Origin of the sequence: Sphingomonas sp. 1185 (assembly GCF_040544655.1) — a bacterium.
GTDB lineage: Bacteria > Pseudomonadota > Alphaproteobacteria > Sphingomonadales > Sphingomonadaceae > Sphingomonas.
This window is the reverse complement of record NZ_JBEPKL010000032.1, coordinates 1-18341: the sequence shown is the minus strand read 5'-3', so window position 1 is coordinate 18341 and position 18341 is coordinate 1. Positions and strand designations below refer to the sequence as shown.

The window sequence follows — 18341 nt, the reverse complement described above, 5'->3', positions numbered from 1 at the left end:
TTGGGCGGCCCGCAATTGCTATCCATGACGCCTGACTTGCCCCCGTTGCAATCGCCGAGACGGCAAAAGCGTTGCGCGAAGCCGCGCGGCGATGCTAGCCGCAAATCCATGTCCGTAGATACCGCAACCGTGAAGAAGATCGCGAGCCTCGCCCGCATCGCGATCACCGAGGAGGACGCGACGCGCCTCGCCCCCGAGCTTGGGAATATCCTGGGCTGGATCGAGCAACTGGGCGAGGTCGACACCCAAGGGGTCGAGCCGATGACCGCGGTGATCCCGAACCAGCTTCGCCTGCGCGACGACGTCGTCAATGACGGCGGCATCCGCGACCTCCTCATGCAGAATGCGCCGCAGGCCGAACATGGCTTCTTCACGGTGCCCAAGGTGATCGAATAATGACTGATCTCACCACACTCGGCATCGCCGCCATTCGCGACGGCGTGCGCGACGGCCAGTTCAAGGCGCGCGAAGTCGCCGAGGCTTTCAACGCCAAGGTTGCGGGCGCGCGGGCGCTCAACGCCTTTCTGGTCGAAACCCCCGATCACGCGCTCGCCGCCGCCGATGCGGCCGACGCGGCGCGCGCGGCGGGCGAGACGCTCAAGCCGCTGGCGGGCGTGCCAATCGGCATGAAGGACCTGTTCGCGACCAAGGGCGTCGCGACCACCGCCGCCAGCAAGATCCTGGAAGGCTTCGTGCCGCCCTACGAGTCGACCGTTTCGCAGAATCTGTGGAATGCGGGCGCAGGCATGCTCGGCAAGCTGAACCTCGACCAGTTCGCCATGGGCTCGTCCAACGAGACCAGCGCGTTCGGCAACGTCATCTCGCCCTGGCGTCGCCCCAACGACACCGCAGCGCTCGCCCCCGGCGGATCGTCGGGCGGTTCGTCGACGGCGGTGTCGGCGGGTCTGGCGCCGGGTGCGACCGGCACCGATACCGGCGGTTCGATCCGCCAGCCCGCCGCCTTCACCGGCATTTCGGGCATCAAGCCGACCTATGGCCGCTGCTCGCGCTGGGGCACGATCGCCTTTGCCTCCTCGCTCGACCAGGCGGGACCGATGGCGCGCGACGTGCGCGACTGCGCGATCATGCTGGAGGCGATGGCGGGCTTCGACGCCAAGGACGCGACCTCGCTGAAGCTCGACGTGCCGAATTGGGAAGCCGCTTTGTCGGCGGACCTGAAGGGCAAGCGCGTCGGCGTGCCCAAGGAATACCGCGTCGACGGCATGCCCGCCGAGATCGAGGCGCTGTGGCAGCAGGGCATCGACTGGCTGCGCGATGCAGGCGCCGAGATCGTCGAGGTCTCGCTGCCGCACACGAAGTACGCGCTTCCGGCCTATTACATCATTGCGCCTGCCGAGGCGTCGTCCAACCTCGCCCGCTATGACGGCGTGCGCTACGGCCTGCGCGACTTGCCCGAAGGGGCGGGGTTGCAGGACATGTATGCCGCCACCCGCGCCGCCGGGTTCGGTGACGAGGTGAAGCGTCGCATCCTGATCGGCACCTATGTGCTGTCGGCGGGCTTCTACGACGCCTATTACACCCAGGCGCAGAAGGTCCGCACGCTGATCGCGCGCGATTTCGAGCGGGCGTTCGGTGAGTGTGACGTGCTGCTCACCCCGACCGCGCCCTCGGCGGCGTTCGCGCTGGGCGAGAAGCAGGCCGATCCGCTGGCCATGTACCTCAACGACGTGTTCACGGTGCCCGCCTCGCTGGCGGGGCTCCCCGCCATGTCGGTGCCGGGCGGTCTGGACAAGGACGGGCTGCCGCTCGGCCTCCAGATCATCGGCAAGCCGCTGGATGAGCAGGGGGTGCTGAACGCCGGGCTCGCCATCGAACAGCGCGCGGGCTTCACCGCCCGTCCGCAGGCCTGGTGGTAAGCGACCGCGCCTTCACGGCCCGCAACATCGCGGTGTTGCGGGAAGCACAGGGCGCCCTGAACGTCGCGTTCGGGGCGATCCTCAGCGCCTATGTCGGCGTGTCGCTCAGCCATATGGAAAGCCAGCCCTTCGACCATCACACGCTGGCGCGGTTCTTCCTGGGCGTGGCGGGGTTCATCCTGTGCCTGTGCGTGGGCAACAGCGTGATCCTGCGCGGCGAGGTGCGGCTGGGCATCCTGTTCCTGCTGCTGGGGGCGGGCGCGGCCTATATCGGGTTGCGGGAGGCGCGGCATCTCGGTTTCGAGACGTCGGTCCTGCGCATCCTGTCGACCTGCTGGATCGTCGCCCTGCTGGGCAGCAACGCCGTCCTGACGGCGATCAACTATCTTCATCATCGAGATCGAACATGAGCGAATATCGCATCCAGGGCGCGACCGGGGAATGGGAGGTCGTGATCGGCCTGGAAGTCCATGCCCAGGTCACCTCCAACGCCAAGCTGTTCTCCGGCGCGGCCACCGCCTTCGGCGCGGAGCCCAACACCCAGGTCTCGCTGGTCGATGCCGCGATGCCCGGCATGCTGCCCGTGCCCAATATGGAGTGCATCCGCCAGGCGGTGCGCACCGGCATGGCGATCGATGCGCAGATCAACAAATGGTCGCGTTTCGACCGGAAGAATTACTTCTACGCCGATCTGCCGCAGGGCTATCAGATCAGCCAGCTCTACCACCCGCTGGTCGGTGAGGGCGCGATCGAGATCAGCCTGGACGAGAAGAACCCCGACGGCCCGACCAAGTCGATCGGCGTCGAGCGCATCCATGTCGAGCAGGATGCGGGCAAGCTGATGCACGACCAGCATCCGACCCGCTCCTATGTCGACCTCAACCGCTCTGGCGTGGCGCTGATGGAGATCGTCAGCCGCCCCGACATGCGCTCGCCCGCCGAAGCAGGGGCTTATCTCCGCAAGCTGCGCGCGATCCTGCGTTATGTCGGGTCGTGCGACGGCAACATGGAAGAAGGCTCGATGCGCGCCGACGTGAACGTGTCGGTGCGTAAGCCCGGCGACGAGTTCGGCACGCGGACCGAGACGAAGAACGTCAACTCGGTTCGCTTCGTCATGGCCGCGATCGAATATGAGGCCAAGCGCCAGGTCGCGGTGCTGGAGGATGGCGGCAAGATCGTCCAGGAAACGCGCCTCTTCAACGTCGAGAGCGGCACCACCCGCTCGATGCGGTCGAAGGAAGATGCGCATGATTACCGCTACTTCCCCGATCCCGACCTGCTGCCTCTCGAGCTGACCGACGCGTTCGTCGAGGAATGCCGCGCCAGCCTGCCCGAACTGCCCGACGCCAAGCGTCGCCGTTACGAGGCGCTGGGCCTGACCCCGTATAATGCGGGCGTGCTGACCGCCGAGGTCGAGACGGCGCGCTGGTTCGACGGGCTGCTGGATGCGCTGGAAGGCACGAGCGCCAAGCCCGCACAGGCGGCGAACTGGGTCGCGGCCGAACTGTTCGGCGCGCTCAACCGGCTGGGCAAGGACATCACCGAGAGCCCGGTCAGCCCCGCCCAGGCGGCCGAACTGCTGGCGCTGGTCGCCGACGGCACGCTGTCGGGCAGCCTGTCCAAGCAGGTGTTCGAGATCATGCTGGAGACGGGCGACGGTCCGAGCAAGATCGTCGAGGAGCGTGGCCTCAAGCAGACCAGCGACACCGGCGCGATCGAGGCTGTGATCGCCGAGGTTCTGGAGAAGAACCCGAACCAGCTGGGCCAGTATCGCGCGGGCAAGGAGGCGCTGTTTGGCTTCTTTGTCGGTCAGACGATGAAGGCGATGGGCGGCAAGGCCAACCCGGCGGTGGTCAACGACCTGCTGAAGAAAGCGCTGGCGGGGTGATGTATTGCTCCCCCTCCCGCAAGCGGGAGGGGGCCGGGGGGAGGGTTTGGTGCCTCGCAGAGGTCATCGCCTGCGGCCTTCCCTCCCCCATCCCCTCCCGCCTGCGGGAGGGGCGTGTTTTTGGCGAGCGACATGCGCTGTCGTGAGCTTCGAATCTAGCGAACGGCCTTCGATAATCTTCTCGCCTTGCCGCAAGCTTCTCCCCTCCCGCAGGCGGGAGGGGCTGGGGGAGGGCAAGGGTGTCTCACCGAGACTGGCGCCCTGCTATTGCGCATCCAGATCCTGGTTCCGCACCACGCCGCCGGTCCCGCCGACGCCGTCATGCTCGCCGCTGCTGGTGAAGGTCACCGGCTCCTCGCCACCCTCACCACGCTTGACCGCATCGGACCGCGCCTCGACCGCCTGCTCGATATCGCTCCGCTCGTCCTCGCGCGGCGGGCTGTCGGGGTTGTTCTCCGGCACCTCGGCGGGCGGGCTGTCGGGATGGTTTTCGGGGTTGGTCGCCATCGTCTTCCTCAAATCTGCGGGGGCTGCTGCGTGCCGGGATCGCCGGGGCCGGTGCCGGGAGCGGGCTGGTCGATATCGGGGCCGGGCGGCACGATTTCGGGCGGGGGTGCGTCGGGCTGCGCGGGCTGGGTCGGCGGCGGGCTTTCGGGCGGGGGCTGGGTGGCCATTCTCGCTCTCCAATTCGGACTGGGGAGGGGATAAACGCATCGCGACCGCACATGTTGCCTGTTGTCCCTTGCCGAAGCCGCCCATGGTGATATAGACGCGCGCCCATCGGCGGTGTCCTCGTGCGGGCGTGGCGGAACTGGTAGACGCGCTGGATTTAGGTTCCAGTATCGTAAGATGTGGGGGTTCGAGTCCCTTCGCCCGCACCAGTCCCCGGTCAAAACGGGGCGACAGCCACACGGAATTTCTCCAGATTGAAGGCCTTTAGATGCAGACTGTCGAGACGCTGAACGAGGGGCTGAAGCGCGCCTACACGCTCACCATCACCGCCCAGGATATCGAGGGCAAGGTCGATGCCGAACTGAAGCGCATCGCTCCGCAGATGAAGATGCCCGGCTTCCGCCCCGGCAAGGTGCCCGCCAACCTGGTCCGCAAGATGCACGGCCCGGCGCTCCTCCAGGACGCGTTGAACACCGCGCTGCAGGAAGGCGTGCAGTCGCTGATCGTCGAGCAGGGCCTTCGCCCCGCGATGCAGCCGCAGGTCGAGCTGGTCGGTGAGTATGAGCAGGGCAAGGATGCCACGCTGAACGTCACGCTCGAAGTGCTGCCGCAGGTCCCGACCCCCGCGATCGACGCGCTGAAGCTGGAGCGTCTGACCGTGGCCGTCGCCGACGAGGCGGTGGACGAGCAGCTCCAGAAGTTCGCCGACCAGCAGAAGCGCTGGGACGATGCGGGCGACAAGGCTGCGGCCGAGGGTGACCAGGTCACCGTCGATTTCGTCGGCAAGACCGCGGACGGCGTCGCCTTCGAGGGCGGCTCGGGCGAGGACATGGCCGTCGAGATCGGCGCGGGTCGCCTGATCCCCGGTTTCGAGGACCAGCTGGTCGGCGTGAAGGCGGGTGAAGAGAAGCAGATCTCGGTCACCTTCCCCGAGGACTATCCCGCCAAGGATCTGGCCGGTCAGCCCGCGACCTTCGACCTGACGATCAAGTCGGTGAAGACCGCCGGTGAGGCCAAGATCGACGACGAGATGGCGAAGAATCTGGGCCTCGAGAGCCTGGAGCAGCTGCGCGGCCTGCTGAAGGGGCAGATCGAGCAGGAGCATAACGGCCTGACCCGCACCTATATGAAGCGCAAGCTGCTCGACCAGCTGGCCGATGGTCACGACTTCGAAGTGCCGCCGTCGATGGTCGAGGCCGAGTTCTCGCAGATCTGGGCACAGCTCGAGCACGAAGCGACCCATGAGGAAGACCCCGAGGCCGCCAAGGCCGAGATGGAGAAGGAGCGCGACGACTATCGCAAGATCGCCGAGCGCCGCGTCCGTCTGGGCCTGCTCCTCTCGGAGATCGGCCAGGCGAACGGCGTCGAAGTGACCGCGCAGGAAATGAACCGCCTGATCGCGCAGGCCGCGCAGCAGTACGGCCCCGAGGATCGCCAGCGCTTCATCCAGTATATCCAGCAGGAGCCGATGGCCGCCGCCCAGCTGCGCGCCCCGCTCTATGAGGACAAGGTCGTCGACTTCCTGTTCGGCAAGGCCGAGATCACCGACCGCGAAACCACGCGCGAGGAACTGGAAGCCGCGATCGAGAGCGAGGACGGTTTCTCGACCGGCACGCACGTCCACAATCATGACCACGACCATGATCATGACCATGGCGCCAAGAAGTCGAAGGCGAAGGCCAAGAAGGTCGACGTGACCGAGGACGCCGCCGCCGAGGAAGGCGCCGAGGACGCGCCGAAGAAGGCGACCCGCGCCAAGAAGGCCGCTCCGGCCGAAGGCGAGGCGGATGCCGCCGAGGCGACCGAGGAGGCCCCGGCCAAGAAGCCGCGCGCCAAGAAGGCCGCTGCTCCGGCGGAAGGCGAGGCCGAGGCCGAAGCGCCCGCCAAGAAGCCGCGCGCCAAGAAGGCCGCGCCGACCGAGTAAGGACGGCATCGGACTTCGGTTCGTGAACGAACGGGGAAGGGCGGTCGCGCAAGCGGTCGCCCTTCCTGCTTGAAGGACCTCTGTTCCTCCCCTTGCAGGGGAGGAATGGCAGACGGGCTGTCCCGCCCGGCCGCGTTGGCGCATAGGGGCTATGGGTAGTGACGGGGGGCCGGATCGCCCGCCTTTTGACGAGGATAGGTTGTGAACGAACCCCGGATCGCGGTGCTGCTGCCCTGCTATAACGAAGAGGCCGCGATCGCGCAGACCATTGCGGGCTTCCGCGCTGCGCTGCCCTCGGCGACCATCTATGTCTATGACAATAACAGCCGGGATCGCACCGTGGAGGTGGCGCGCGCCGCCGGGGCCGTGGTCCGGTCGGAACGAATCCAGGGCAAGGGCGCGGTCGTGCGGCGGATGTTCGCCGATATCGACGCCGATATCTATGTCATGGCGGATGGCGATGCGACCTATGATGCGGCCTCCGCGCCGGGGCTGGTCGTGCGCATGGTCGAGGAGCAGCTCGACATGGTGGTCGGCCAGCGGGTGAGCGAGGCCGAACTCGCCTATCGGCGCGGGCACCGCTTCGGCAATGCGATGCTGACCGGGATGCTGGCGCGGCTGTTCGGGCGCAGCTTCTCCGACATTCTGTCGGGCTACCGCGTCTTCTCGCGGCGCTTCGTCAAGAGTTTCCCGGTCCTGTCGGTCGGCTTCGAGATCGAGACCGAGATCAGCGTCCATGCACTCGAACTCAAAATGCCCTGCGCCGAGGTGGCGACCCCCTATTTCGCGCGGCCCGAGGGGTCGGCGTCGAAGCTGAGCACCTATTCGGACGGCTGGCGCATCCTGCGCACCATCATCAAGCTTTACCGGATCGAGCGGCCGCTCTGGTTCTTCGGCGCGATCGCCGCGCTGTTCGCGGCGGCGGCGATCCTGCTCGCGGTGCCGTTGATCCTGACCTATCTCGACACGCATCAGGTGCCGCGCTTCCCGACCGCGATCCTGTCGACCGGGCTGATGCTGCTGGCGGCGCTGAACGTCTTTACCGGGCTGATCCTCGACACCGTGGTGCGCGGGCGGCAGGAGGTGCGGCGGCTGGCCTATCTGGCGCAGCCCGCCCCCGGCTCGGCGGGCTGAGCGGGCAGGGCGAGCGCGAACAGCGCAAAGCCGCTGGCGATCGTCCAGACCAGCGTCCGCTCCATGAACCAGGCGTGGATCATGGTATGCTGCCAGAACAGGACGAGCATGGCGGCGATGGCGCCATTGGACAGCAGCAGTGCGACCACCCGCGCACGCATCGCCGGGTCGGGACGGGCGAGCAGCCGCCGCGCGCCCCACATACCCGCCACCAGCGCGATCAGCACGACCGCGCCCGCCATCAGCGGCATTCCGGCCGCCAGCCCGTCAATGCCCTTGGCCAGCTGGCGCGCCATATGGACGATGCCCAGATCGGACGTCTCGCCATGCGAGGCGTCCAGGCCCAGCCGGACCTGAAGCTGCCCCGCATCCGCGCGTAGCGCCCGGACGCCGAACACCTGCGCGACCAGCGCGATCTTGAGCGCCACCATCGTCGCGATCGCGCCGAGATAGGCCGCCAGCGGCGCGACGGGCAGGGGGGCGAAGGCGCGTTCCTCGCCCGGCCTGGCGGCAAAGGCCAGGCCGCCGATCACCGCCGCCAGCCCCAGTGGAATGCCGCCGGTCAGGAACTCGAAGGTCAGGGTCAGCGCGCCGAACAGCCCGGCGGTCAGCATCGCCAGGCGCGGCCCGATCCCGCGCCCCGTGCCCATCACCGCCAGCATCAGCAGATAGCCGATCAGCACGATGTCCGCCGGACCATGGCCCAGCGACTGGCCATAGCTTTCCAGCCCGAACCCGCGCGCGAAGGCGAGAAAGACGATCAGCCAGAACAGCCCCTCCGCCCGCCGCCGTCCCCGTACCAAGGCGAGCAGCCCGGTGACGATCCCCGCCAGCACCAGCAGCGTCGACAGGCCGTGATAGATCCCCCGGATCGCCGCCACCGACAGCCGGGGCAGCAGCAGCCGGGCGAGCAGCGTGTGACCATGGATATAGCGGTGATAATAGCCGGTCGTGCCCGTCCGCTCACCCGCCAGGAAGCCGCGCAGGCTGCTGCACTGCGTCCGGGGTTCGACCGGGGGCGTGACCAGCGGGCTGACGGTCAGTGCCGTCGCACCGGCCCGCTGGTCGAGCGCGAGGCGAAGGATCAGGCAGTCATTATATTGATGCCATCCGATCGCGGTATCGCCCTTCAGATAGTCGCGGTCCTGCAACGCACCCTCGGCGAATGCCTGTCGGACATGCGCGCGTGCGGCGGGCAGATCGAGTCCGATCGCGGCGTGATTGGCCAGAAGGAACAGCAGGAACAGGACCGCGCCGATAACCGCCCCGCTCGCCGCGCCGAGAAGCAGCGCACGCGGTCGCATGACGCGAAGCGCCGTGGTCAGGGCCGGAGACGGCGTTCGTGCCAACGTCATGATTTTGCCGGATACCGCCTCTCGCGTCCTTACGCATCGGTCTAGCGTGCGCGCGCGTAAAAAAGGGTAAACGCTGCATCGCGGCATGTGGGGCGGTCGCCGGGGCTTGAATATGCGCTGGCATCACGCGACATAGGGGCTCTTCTGGGCATAAGAGAGATATCCATGCACAATCCGTTCGAGACCGGCGATTTCGCGAGCCCGCTGGCACAGGCCGGCGTCGGGCTGCGGCAGACGCAGGCCGGTCTGGTTCCGATCGTCATCGAACAGTCGAACCGCGGCGAACGGTCGTTCGATATTTTCAGCCGCCTGCTGCGCGAGCGCATCATCTTCGTTACCGGCGGTGTCGAGGACGGGATGGCGTCGCTGATCTGCGCGCAGCTGCTGTTCCTCGAGTCGGAAAATCCGAAGAAGGACATCTTCATGTACATCAACTCGCCGGGCGGTGTCGTCACGGCGGGCATGGCGATCCATGACACGATGCAGTATATCCGGCCGCGCGTCGGCACGCTGTGCATCGGCCAGGCCGCCTCGATGGGCAGCTTCCTGCTGTCGGCGGGTGAGCCGGGCATGCGCGTGGCGACGACGAACAGCCGCATCATGATCCACCAGCCTTCGGGCGGGGCGCAGGGCATGGCCGCGGACATCGAGATCCAGGCGCGCGAGATCCTGCGCATGCGGCATTTCCTGAACTCGCTCTACGCCAAGTACACGGGCAAGCCGCTGGAGGAGATCGAGCGTGCGATGGACCGCGACAAGTTCATGGGCGCCGAGGAGGCCAAGGAATTCGGCCTGATCGACCAGGTGTTCGACAAGCGTCCGGTCCCGGCCGACGACGCGACGTCCGCGTAAGACGGGTCGTTCCGCGTGAACGGTTTATTTCGATTGTGACTTTATCGGGGTGCGGTACGATGCGCACCCCGGCAACGGTAGCGCACCGTTTGATGGGTGCGAGAGGTGATTGATGGACAAGGTGAGCGGTGGCAACTCGAAAAGCACCCTCTATTGCTCGTTCTGCGGCAAGTCGCAGCACGAGGTGCGCAAGCTGATCGCGGGGCCGACCGTCTTCATTTGCGACGAGTGCGTGGAGCTGTGCAACGACATCATCCGTGAGGAGACCAAGTCCGCTTTGGTGTCCAAGAAGGATGGTGGCGTGCCGACGCCGCAGGAAATCTGCAATGTGCTCGACGACTATGTCATCGGTCAGAAGCAGGCCAAGCGTGTCCTGTCGGTCGCGGTGCACAACCACTATAAGCGCCTGAACCACGGCGCGAAGGGCGCCGACGTCGAACTCGCCAAGTCGAACATCCTGCTCGTCGGCCCGACCGGCTGCGGCAAGACGCTGCTCGCGCAGACGCTGGCGCGCATCCTCGATGTGCCCTTCACCATGGCGGACGCGACGACGCTGACCGAGGCGGGTTATGTCGGCGAGGATGTCGAGAACATCATCCTCAAGCTGCTCCAGGCATCGGATTACAATGTCGAGCGGGCGCAGCGCGGCATCGTCTATATCGACGAGATCGACAAGATCAGCCGCAAGGCCGAGAATCCCTCGATCACCCGCGACGTGTCGGGCGAGGGCGTCCAGCAGGCGCTGCTCAAGCTGATGGAAGGCACGACCGCCAGCGTTCCGCCCCAGGGCGGCCGCAAGCATCCGCAGCAGGAATTCCTGCAGGTCGACACGACGAACATCCTGTTCATCTGCGGCGGCGCGTTCGCGGGTCTGGAAAAGATCATCGGCGACCGCCTGCAGGGCAAGTCGATCGGCTTCGGCGCCTATGTCGCGGCTCCCGAGGAGAAGCGGACCGGCGAATATCTGCGCCAGACCGAGCCCGAGGATCTGCTGAAGTTCGGCCTGATCCCCGAATTCGTCGGCCGTCTGCCGGTCATCGCGACGCTGGAGGATCTCGACATCGCGGCGCTGGTGAAGATCCTGTCCGAGCCGAAGAACGCGCTGGTGAAGCAGTATCAGAAGCTGTTCGAGATGGAGAATGTCGAACTCGACTTCACCGACGAGGCGCTGACCACGGTCGCCAAGAAGGCGATCGAGCGCAAGACGGGTGCTCGCGGGCTTCGCTCGATCCTGGAGGGCATCCTGCTCGACACCATGTTCGACCTGCCCGGCATGGACGGCGTCGACGAGGTGATGGTCGACAAGGACGTGGTCGAGGGCCGCAAGGAACCGATCCGCGTCTATGCCGAAAAGTCCAAGCAGAAGGACGGCGCGGCGGCCTGAACGCCGGCCCTGTGATCGATGCGAGAAAGCGGGCGCTTCCGAAAGGAGGCGCCCGTTTTTCATGAGGATCATGCGATGGCCGTGATGCGCGATGCGGTGGACGGGGACCGGGTGGCGGTGGCGCGGATGCTGGGCCGCGCCTTCGCCGACGATCCGGCCATGTCCTATATCTTTCCCGATGCCGCCGACCGGGCGAAGCGCCTGCCGCGCCTGTTCGCGCTGCTGTTCGACAGCGATGCGGTCGGGATGCGGCTGGTGAGCCAGGGGGCGGATGCGGGAAGCTTCTGGCGACCGCCCGGACAGGCGCAGGTGCCGACCATGGCCTTTGTCCGGCGGCTGATCCCGGTGCTGCACACGCTGGGGGCGTCGCTACCCCGCGCGATGCGGCTGGGCGATGCGGTCGAAGCGCATTTCCCGGCCGAGCCCTTCTGGTATCTGCACATTGCGGGCGTCGATCCGGCGCGGCAGGGGCGGGGGCTGGGCGGCGCGTCGATCCGGGCGGGACTGGCCAGATGCGACGCGGACGGTGTGCCTGCCTATCTGGAGACCGCGACCGAAAGCAATGTCGGGCTCTATGCCCGGCTGGGGTTCGAGCTGACCGGGCAATGGTCGGTCCCCAAAGGCGGCCCGCGCTTCTGGTCGATGATGCGGCCGGTCGGGGGAAAGTGAAACCCGTCGCCTGAAGGGGTGGCCCCGCTATGCCAGCCATGTCGTCCCGCTGTGGGTGGACGATAGCGGGCGGTGGGCTCGGCACTTGGTTGCGATCTCGCAATGAATCCCGCCCGGATCGGGAGCCAACAGGGTGGTTGGCGCATTGGCATGACAGGAATGTCATCATGCCATGACGAGGAGACCCGACCAGCCATGAGCGAACCCGATGCCATCGTTTCCCCCGGACAGAAGCGCGCGCTGCTCCAGCGTCTGTTGATGCCCTGGTGGACCCTGGTGTTCCCGTTGCTGGGCCTGCTCGCCATCGCGGTCTCGCTCTACAAGATGGGGACGGTGGGGGTGGTCGTCGCGGCGATCATCCTGGTCGGCTGCGTGCTGTCGGCGGTGCATCAGGCCGAAGTCGTCGCGCACCGGGTCGGCGAGCCGTTCGGCACGCTCGTCCTGGCGGTCGCGGTGACGGTGATCGAGGTGTCGCTGATCGTCAGCCTGATGCTGTCCGATGCGGGCGATGCCTCCAGTCTGGCGCGCGATACCGTGTTCGCGGCGATCATGATCATCCTCAACGGCATTGTCGGCCTCTGCCTGCTGGCGGGAGGCGTGCAGCATGGCGAGCAGCGCTTCTCGCTGCGCGGGGCCAGTTCGTCGCTGAACGTGCTGAGCGCGATGGTCGTGCTGTCGCTGGTCCTGCCCAATTACGTCTCGTCCGCGCCGGGGCCGACCTATGCGACCTCGCAGCTGGTCTTCGTCGCGATCGTCAGCGTCATCCTGTACGGGACTTTCGTGATGGTGCAGACGGTGCGACACCGCGACTATTTCCTTCCCGTGCATGAGGACATGCCCGCCGACGCCCATGCCGAGCCGCCGACCAATGCGGCCGCCTGGGCGGCATTGGGGATACTGCTGGTCGCGCTGGTCGGGGTGGTGCTGCTGGCCAAGGGGCTGTCGGGGATCGTCGAGGCGGCGATCCTGAACGCCGGGCTGCCGCTCGCCATCGTCGGGGTGGTCATCGCGGCGCTGGTCCTCGCGCCCGAAAGCCTGGCGGCGTACCGGGCGGCCAAGCGGAACCGGTTGCAGACCAGCCTCAACCTCGCGCTGGGCTCGGCGCTGGCGACGATCGGGCTGACCATTCCGGCGGTGGCGATCGTCTCGCTGATGCTCGGCTTGCCGCTCGCGCTGGGGATCGGGGCCAAACAGATGATCCTGCTGGTGCTGTCGCTGTTCACCATCACGCTGACGCTGGGCAATGGCCGGACCACCGTGCTGGGCGGCGCGGTGCATCTGGTGATCTTCGCGGCCTATCTGTTCGTGACGGTGGTGCCGTGATTCTGAGCGCCACCCTCCGTTCAGCCTGAGCGAAGTCGAAGGCCAAGGGAATCCGGTCGGACCGGGCACGCCTGGAACGTCGTTCGGTCCGTGGCCTTCGACTTCGCTCAGGCTGAACGGAGGGCGGGCTTACTTCTTGGTTTTCGCCGCCTGTTCCGCCTTCCACGCGCGGAACTGCTCGATCGCGACCGAGCGTTTCAGCACCTTCGCCCAGGGGTCGACCACGACGTGCGCATCTTCGGGAAGGGTCAAGGTGCCCGTGCCGTCCGTCATCGGCAGCGTCTCGACCCTGTCGCCCACCTGCACCTCGACCGGCATCGGGAAGGGCCCGCCGCCCGGCACCTTCCAGCTCAGCGTCAGCTGGTTGCCCGCCCGCTTCTCGACGATCTCGGGCAGGGCCGCCTGGCGCAGATAGACGTTGAAGAACCAGCCATAATCCTTGCCCGTGACCTGCCGGACAAAGCCCTCATATTCCTTGGTCGAGCCATAGCGCGGCGTGAAATTCCCCGGCTTGGGATCGGTGCGGCCATAGACGGCAAGCCGCGTCACGTCCCAAAAGGCCTTGTCGCCGATCAGGTTGCGCAGGGTGTGGAGCATCCACGACCCCTTCATATAGATGTCGAGGCCGGGGCCGCCCTTGGCGTCCTCATAGACGTCCTGCTCGGTCATGCTGCGATCATGGACGATGGGCGACTTGTTCGCGATCTGGCCGCGCTGCGCATCCATCATCACCGCATAGCGCGCTTCGCCCTCGCGCCAGCGGCCGTAAGAAGGCTGCATGTAACTGCCATAGCCTTCGTGCAGCCAGAAATCGTCCCAGTCGACATTGGTCAGCTGGTTGCCGAACCATTCATGGCTGAATTCATGCTGGAACAGCCAGTCGAACCCCTCGGGCGCCTTGGCATATTCGTTGCCGTACGCGTTGATCGTCTGGTGCTCCATACCCTTGTGCGGGGTTTCGACCACGCCGAGCTTCTCGTCGCCAAAGGGGAAGGGGCCGACCGTCGATTCGAAGAAATCCAGCGTCGGCGCGAACTCGGCGAACAGGCCTTCGGCCTTCTGCTTCTCGCCGGGCAGATACCAGTAGAACATCGGGATCGTGTTGCCGAAGCGGCTCTTGTACTTGCCCTCGACCACCTCATAGGGCCCGACGTTCAGCGCGATGGCATAGGTGTTGGGATGCTTGGTCCGCCAGTTCCAGCGGGTGCGCCCGTCGGACAGCGTGTCGACGCCCAGCAGCACGCCGTTGGACGGCGCCTTCAAGCCCTTGGGCACGGTGATATGCAGCGTGACGACGCCCGGCTCGCCCATCGGATAGTCGAGGCACGGCCAGAACAGGTCGCAGCCATAGCCCTGCGTCGTCGTCGCGAACCAGGGCCGCCCGTCGGGCGTCTTGGCCCAGACCACGCCGGTATCCCAGGGCGCCCGCACCGCGACATGCGGGGTGCCGCCATAGGTGATCCTGGCGCTGACCTTCTGACCGGCACGCAACGCGCGAGGCAGGGTGATGACGAGTTGTCCTTCCGGATTGGACCATGAGGCGGGCTTGAGCGGCTTGCCGTCGATCGCGATCGCCTTGACCGGCAGATTGCGGTCGAGATCGATCACCAGCCGCGCCAGCGGCGACTTTGCGGTAAAGTCCAGCACCGCAATGCCGTTCAGTTCCCGTGTGTCCGGCAGAATCTCGAACGACAGGTCGGCGCTGTCGAACCGCATGGCCCGTTGCTCGGGCGGGCGAACGCCGCCCGACACCATGGTCTGGGCGGTCAGCGGCGGCTCGCCCTTGCCGGGTAAGCCCTTGGGGCTCTGGGCAAAGGCGGTGGCGGCCCCACAGAGCAGCGAGGAGGCGAACAGCGCAGCGACGACATTCCGTATACGATTCATGCGGCATGGTGTCGCGCAACGCCGACGGCTTGGCAAGCCATCGATCGATCCACTGATCGCACCGACGATTGATGGAACGGCAACCCTCCCCATATAGTGTGATGAAGAGGCCCCGGTCGGGGCCGACCGGAGTTTGCATGAACCAGTCCTATCCCGTCCTTCCGCTGCGTGACATCGTCGTATTCCCGCACATGATCGTCCCCCTGTTCGTCGGTCGCGACAAATCGGTCGCGGCGCTCGAGGCGGCGATGGCGGCGGACAAGGAGATTTTCCTGGTCGCCCAGCTCGATCCCGCCGAGGACGATCCGGCGCGCGAGGATCTGTATGAGATCGGCGTCACCGCCACCGTCCTGCAACTGCTCAAGCTGCCCGACGGCACCGTCCGCGTGCTGGTCGAGGGCAAGGTGCGCGGCCGGCTGGCCGAGCTGGACGAATCGGGCGCCTTCCTGACCGCCACGATCGACGCGACCCCGGTCGAGGCCGACGAGGCCGCGCTGGAGGAGCAGGACCATGACATGAAGGCGCAGATCGCCGCCCTCATGCGCTCGGTGGTCGACCAGTTCGAGAATTACGCCAAGCTCAACCGCAAACTGCCCGCCGAGACCGCGGTGCAGCTGGCCGAGATCGAGGATGCCTCGCAGCTGGCCGATGCGGTCGCCGCCAACATCTCGGTCAAGGTCGCCGACAAGCAGGCGCTTTTGGTGGAGACCGATCCGGCCAAGCGGCTGGAGATGGCCTATGCCCTGATGGAAGGCGAACTCGGCGTTCTTCAGGTCGAGAAGAAGATCAAGAGCCGCGTCAAGCGCCAGATGGAGAAGACGCAGCGCGAATATTATCTCAACGAACAGCTCAAGGCGATCCAGCGCGAGCTGGGCAATGAGAGCGAGGACGGCGACGGCGACGAGATCGCCGAGCTGACCCAGAAGATCGCGACGCTCAAGCTGTCCAAGGAAGCGCGGACCAAGGCGACCGCCGAGCTGAAGAAGCTGAAGACCATGGCGCCGATGAGCGCCGAGGCGACCGTCGTGCGCAACTATCTCGACGTGCTGCTGGGTCTGCCCTGGGGCAAGAAGTCCAAGGTCAAGAAGGACATTGCGGCGGCGCAGGCGATCCTCGACCAGGATCATTATGCGCTGGAGAAGGTGAAGGACCGGATCGTCGAATATCTCGGCGTGCAGGCGCGCACCAACAAGCTGAAGGGGCCGATCCTGTGCCTCGTCGGCCCGCCGGGCGTCGGCAAGACCTCGCTGGGCCAGTCGATCGCCAAGGCGTGCGGGCGCGAGTTCATCCGCCAGTCGCTGGGCGGCGTGCGCGACGAGGCCGAGATCCGCGGCCACCGCCGCACCTATATCGGCTCGCTGCCGGGCAAGATCGTGACCAACCTGAAAAAGGCCGGCACGTCCAACCCGTTGTTCCTGCTCGACGAGATCGACAAGCTGGGCCAGGATTTCCGCGGCGACCCCGCCTCGGCGCTGCTGGAGGTGCTCGACCCCGAACAGAACGCCAAGTTCAACGATCACTATCTGGAGATCGACATCGATCTGTCGGACGTGATGTTCGTGTGCACCGCGAACACGCTGAACCTGCCGCAGCCGCTGCTCGACCGCATGGAGATCATCCGGCTGGAAGGCTATACCGAGGACGAGAAGGTCGAGATCGCCGAGCGCCATCTGGTCGCCAAGCAGGTCGAGACGCACGGGCTGAAGGACGGCGAATTCACGCTGACGCAAGACGGCCTGCGTGCGCTGATCCAGCGTTACACCCGCGAGGCGGGCGTGCGTACGCTGGAACGTGAGATCGCGCGTCTCGCCCGCAAGGCGCTGCGCCAGATCCTGGAGGGCAAGGCGACGTCGGTGACGATCACGCCCGAAAACCTCCACGAGTTCGCGGGCGTGCAAAAGTATCGCCACGGCCTGTCCGAACAGGAGGATCAGATCGGCGCGGTCACGGGCCTCGCCTGGACCGAGGTGGGCGGCGAGCTGCTGACCATCGAATCGGTGACGGTGCCGGGCAAGGGCCAGGTGAAGACCACCGGCAAGCTGGGCGACGTGATGAAGGAATCGGTCCAGGCCGCCTTCAGCTTCGTCCAGGCGCGCAGCCCCAGCTTCGGGATCAAGCCGTCGCTTTTCCACCGCAAGGACATCCATATCCACCTGCCCGAGGGCGCGGTGCCCAAGGATGGTCCGTCGGCGGGTATCGGCCTGGTCACCTCGATCGTCTCGACGCTGACGGGGATCGCGGTGCGCAAGGACGTGGCGATGACCGGCGAGGTCACGCTGCGCGGCCGCGTGCTGCCGATCGGCGGCCTGAAGGAAAAGCTGCTCGCGGCGCTGCGGGGCGGGATCACCACCGTCCTCATCCCGCAGGAGAATGAGAAGGATCTGGCCGACATCCCGGCCAATATCCGCGAGGGCCTGAAGATCGTGCCGGTCGCGCATGTCGACGAGGTGCTGCGCCTGGCGCTCGTCGGGCCGCTGGAGGCGATCGACTGGACCGATGCGGACGAGCTGGCAGCGCTGCCGCCCGCGCCGATCCCGGCGGTCGGGGGCGAACGCCACCACTGATCGTCGCATCGCAAGGGCCGTCCGTCGAAGGACAGGCGGCCCTTGTCATCGTCCTGACACGGGCTTCTGTTTGCGCGATCCTTCGCTTTGCGGGAAACGGGGGTTTGACAGCGCCGCCGGGTCCGGCATTATCGGCACTTTGATATTCGGGCGTCAGCAGTTAGGCTCGTTTTAATATCGGGATCATAGGGGGTTATGGAATGAACAAGCAGGAGCTGATCGCCACCGTCGCCGACTCCTCGGGGCTGGCGCGCGGGGATGCGGTCAAGGCCGTGGATGCCGTGTTCGAATCGATTACCGCCGCCCTGAAGAAGGGGGACGAGGTTCGCCTGGTCGGTTTCGGCACCTTTTCGGTGTCCAAGCGCAAGGCGTCGACCGGCCGCAACCCCCGCACCGGCGAGCCGATGACGATCAAGGCGTCGTCGCAGCCCAAGTTCAAGCCGGGCAAGTTGCTCAAGGACTCGGTGAACTGATTTTCTCGATTTTGGGGCTGGACAGGCGGTTCGCCGCCGCCTAAAGGCGCCTCTCCCGGTTACCGGGCGCGTAGCTCAGCGGTAGAGCACACCCTTCACACGGGTGGGGTCACAGGTTCAATCCCTGTCGCGCCCACCATGCAAATGGCAATGGCCGCCCGTCTCTTCCCCGCCGGAAGATGATCGGGCGGCCATTTTGCATTGGCGGAAACGCCGCGCGCCTATGCGAGCCCCTCCCCTTCAGGGGAGTGTTCACCCCGGACTCTGCAGGCGTTTTCTGGCGAGGAATATGTCGAGGGTGACCTCGAGCATGTTTTGGGTCTTGGAGGCGCGCTTGGTTCG

Annotated in this window: 16 protein-coding genes and 2 tRNA genes; 14 read left to right on the top strand and 4 right to left on the bottom strand. The window is 66.3% G+C overall.

Translation table 11 applies throughout. The features are described from left to right. Positions 1–108 precede the first annotated feature (108 nt). Genes gatC through gatB form a run of 4 tightly spaced genes read left to right on the top strand, consistent with a single transcriptional unit; the run spans position 109 to position 3765 of the window. The gene (gatC, locus tag ABIC44_RS16755; RefSeq protein ID WP_037568622.1) at positions 109–396 is read left to right on the top strand and encodes an Asp-tRNA(Asn)/Glu-tRNA(Gln) amidotransferase subunit GatC; all 288 of its coding nucleotides are present in this window, start codon (positions 109–111) and stop codon (positions 394–396) included. After that, positions 396–1877: an Asp-tRNA(Asn)/Glu-tRNA(Gln) amidotransferase subunit GatA gene (gene gatA / locus ABIC44_RS16750; protein ID WP_309696733.1), complete on the top strand. Its 1482-nt coding sequence runs from the start codon at positions 396–398 to the stop codon at positions 1875–1877. The genes gatC and gatA overlap by 1 nt, the downstream gene beginning before the upstream one ends. Beyond that, complete coding sequence (locus ABIC44_RS16745; RefSeq protein WP_307100135.1) at positions 1871–2287, top strand: hypothetical protein; 417 nt, start codon at positions 1871–1873, stop codon at positions 2285–2287. The genes gatA and ABIC44_RS16745 overlap by 7 nt, the downstream gene beginning before the upstream one ends. Next, the gene (gene gatB, locus ABIC44_RS16740) at positions 2284–3765 is read left to right on the top strand and encodes an Asp-tRNA(Asn)/Glu-tRNA(Gln) amidotransferase subunit GatB (RefSeq protein ID WP_354296638.1); all 1482 of its coding nucleotides are present in this window, start codon (positions 2284–2286) and stop codon (positions 3763–3765) included. Before ABIC44_RS16745 ends, gatB begins: the two co-directional genes overlap by 4 nt. A 264-nt stretch (positions 3766–4029) precedes the next feature. Here the strand turns inward: gatB and ABIC44_RS16735 are convergent, their stop codons facing one another. Both ABIC44_RS16735 and ABIC44_RS16730 read right to left on the bottom strand, forming a co-directional pair. Continuing rightward, positions 4030–4272 carry a hypothetical protein gene (locus tag ABIC44_RS16735; RefSeq protein ID WP_261270979.1) on the bottom strand — a complete coding sequence of 81 codons (243 nt, stop codon included), beginning with the start codon at positions 4270–4272 and terminating at the stop codon, positions 4030–4032. Positions 4273–4280: 8 nt separating this feature from the next. Next, a complete protein-coding gene (locus tag ABIC44_RS16730; RefSeq protein ID WP_354296637.1) occupies positions 4281–4439 on the bottom strand; it encodes a hypothetical protein in 159 nt (52 codons plus the stop codon). A gap of 122 nt (positions 4440–4561) precedes the next feature. On the opposite strand from ABIC44_RS16730, the gene ABIC44_RS16725 reads away from it, so the two are divergent. The 3 genes from ABIC44_RS16725 to ABIC44_RS16715 all read left to right on the top strand — a co-directional run bounded on the left by ABIC44_RS16725 (position 4562) and on the right by ABIC44_RS16715 (position 7495). Then, positions 4562–4646, top strand: a tRNA-Leu gene (locus ABIC44_RS16725). Positions 4647–4705: 59 nt separating this feature from the next. Continuing rightward, on the top strand, positions 4706–6361 hold the full coding sequence (tig, locus tag ABIC44_RS16720; protein WP_354296636.1) for a trigger factor: 1656 nt from the start codon (positions 4706–4708) through the stop codon (positions 6359–6361). A 201-nt stretch (positions 6362–6562) separates the two neighbouring features. Next, positions 6563–7495, top strand: coding sequence for a glycosyltransferase family 2 protein (locus ABIC44_RS16715; RefSeq protein ID WP_354296635.1), 933 nt, complete (start codon positions 6563–6565; stop codon positions 7493–7495). Here ABIC44_RS16715 and ABIC44_RS16710 read toward each other — a convergent pair. Beyond that, positions 7459–8850 carry a hypothetical protein gene (locus tag ABIC44_RS16710; RefSeq protein WP_354296634.1) on the bottom strand — a complete coding sequence of 464 codons (1392 nt, stop codon included), beginning with the start codon at positions 8848–8850 and terminating at the stop codon, positions 7459–7461. The two genes, ABIC44_RS16715 and ABIC44_RS16710, sit on opposite strands and share 37 nt — an antisense overlap. Before the next feature lie 165 nt (positions 8851–9015). Between ABIC44_RS16710 and ABIC44_RS16705 the strand changes: the two genes are divergently transcribed. The 4 genes from ABIC44_RS16705 (at position 9016) to ABIC44_RS16690 (ending at position 13078) form a co-directional block, all read left to right on the top strand. Continuing rightward, the gene (locus ABIC44_RS16705; protein WP_307100119.1) at positions 9016–9702 is read left to right on the top strand and encodes an ATP-dependent Clp protease proteolytic subunit; all 687 of its coding nucleotides are present in this window, start codon (positions 9016–9018) and stop codon (positions 9700–9702) included. A 112-nt stretch (positions 9703–9814) separates the two neighbouring features. Next, the gene (gene clpX / locus ABIC44_RS16700) at positions 9815–11086 is read left to right on the top strand and encodes an ATP-dependent Clp protease ATP-binding subunit ClpX (RefSeq protein WP_307100117.1); all 1272 of its coding nucleotides are present in this window, start codon (positions 9815–9817) and stop codon (positions 11084–11086) included. A gap of 75 nt (positions 11087–11161) precedes the next feature. After that, positions 11162–11755 carry a GNAT family N-acetyltransferase gene (locus ABIC44_RS16695; protein WP_354296633.1) on the top strand — a complete coding sequence of 198 codons (594 nt, stop codon included), beginning with the start codon at positions 11162–11164 and terminating at the stop codon, positions 11753–11755. Positions 11756–11950: 195 nt separating this feature from the next. Next, positions 11951–13078, top strand: a complete 1128-nt coding sequence (locus ABIC44_RS16690; protein WP_354296632.1) for a calcium:cation antiporter — start codon at positions 11951–11953, stop codon at positions 13076–13078. A 129-nt stretch (positions 13079–13207) separates the two neighbouring features. Here the strand turns inward: ABIC44_RS16690 and ABIC44_RS16685 are convergent, their stop codons facing one another. After that, positions 13208–14962: a M1 family metallopeptidase gene (locus tag ABIC44_RS16685; protein ID WP_354296631.1), complete on the bottom strand. Its 1755-nt coding sequence runs from the start codon at positions 14960–14962 to the stop codon at positions 13208–13210. A 137-nt stretch (positions 14963–15099) separates the two neighbouring features. Between ABIC44_RS16685 and lon the strand changes: the two genes are divergently transcribed. The 3 genes from lon to ABIC44_RS16670 all read left to right on the top strand — a co-directional run bounded on the left by lon (position 15100) and on the right by ABIC44_RS16670 (position 18138). Further along, positions 15100–17526 carry an endopeptidase La gene (lon, locus tag ABIC44_RS16680; protein WP_307100110.1) on the top strand — a complete coding sequence of 809 codons (2427 nt, stop codon included), beginning with the start codon at positions 15100–15102 and terminating at the stop codon, positions 17524–17526. 200 nt (positions 17527–17726) lie between these two features. Next, positions 17727–17999: an HU family DNA-binding protein gene (locus ABIC44_RS16675; protein WP_042489856.1), complete on the top strand. Its 273-nt coding sequence runs from the start codon at positions 17727–17729 to the stop codon at positions 17997–17999. 64 nt (positions 18000–18063) lie between these two features. Continuing rightward, positions 18064–18138, top strand: a tRNA-Val gene (locus ABIC44_RS16670). The last annotated feature ends 203 nt before the right edge of the window (positions 18139–18341 follow it).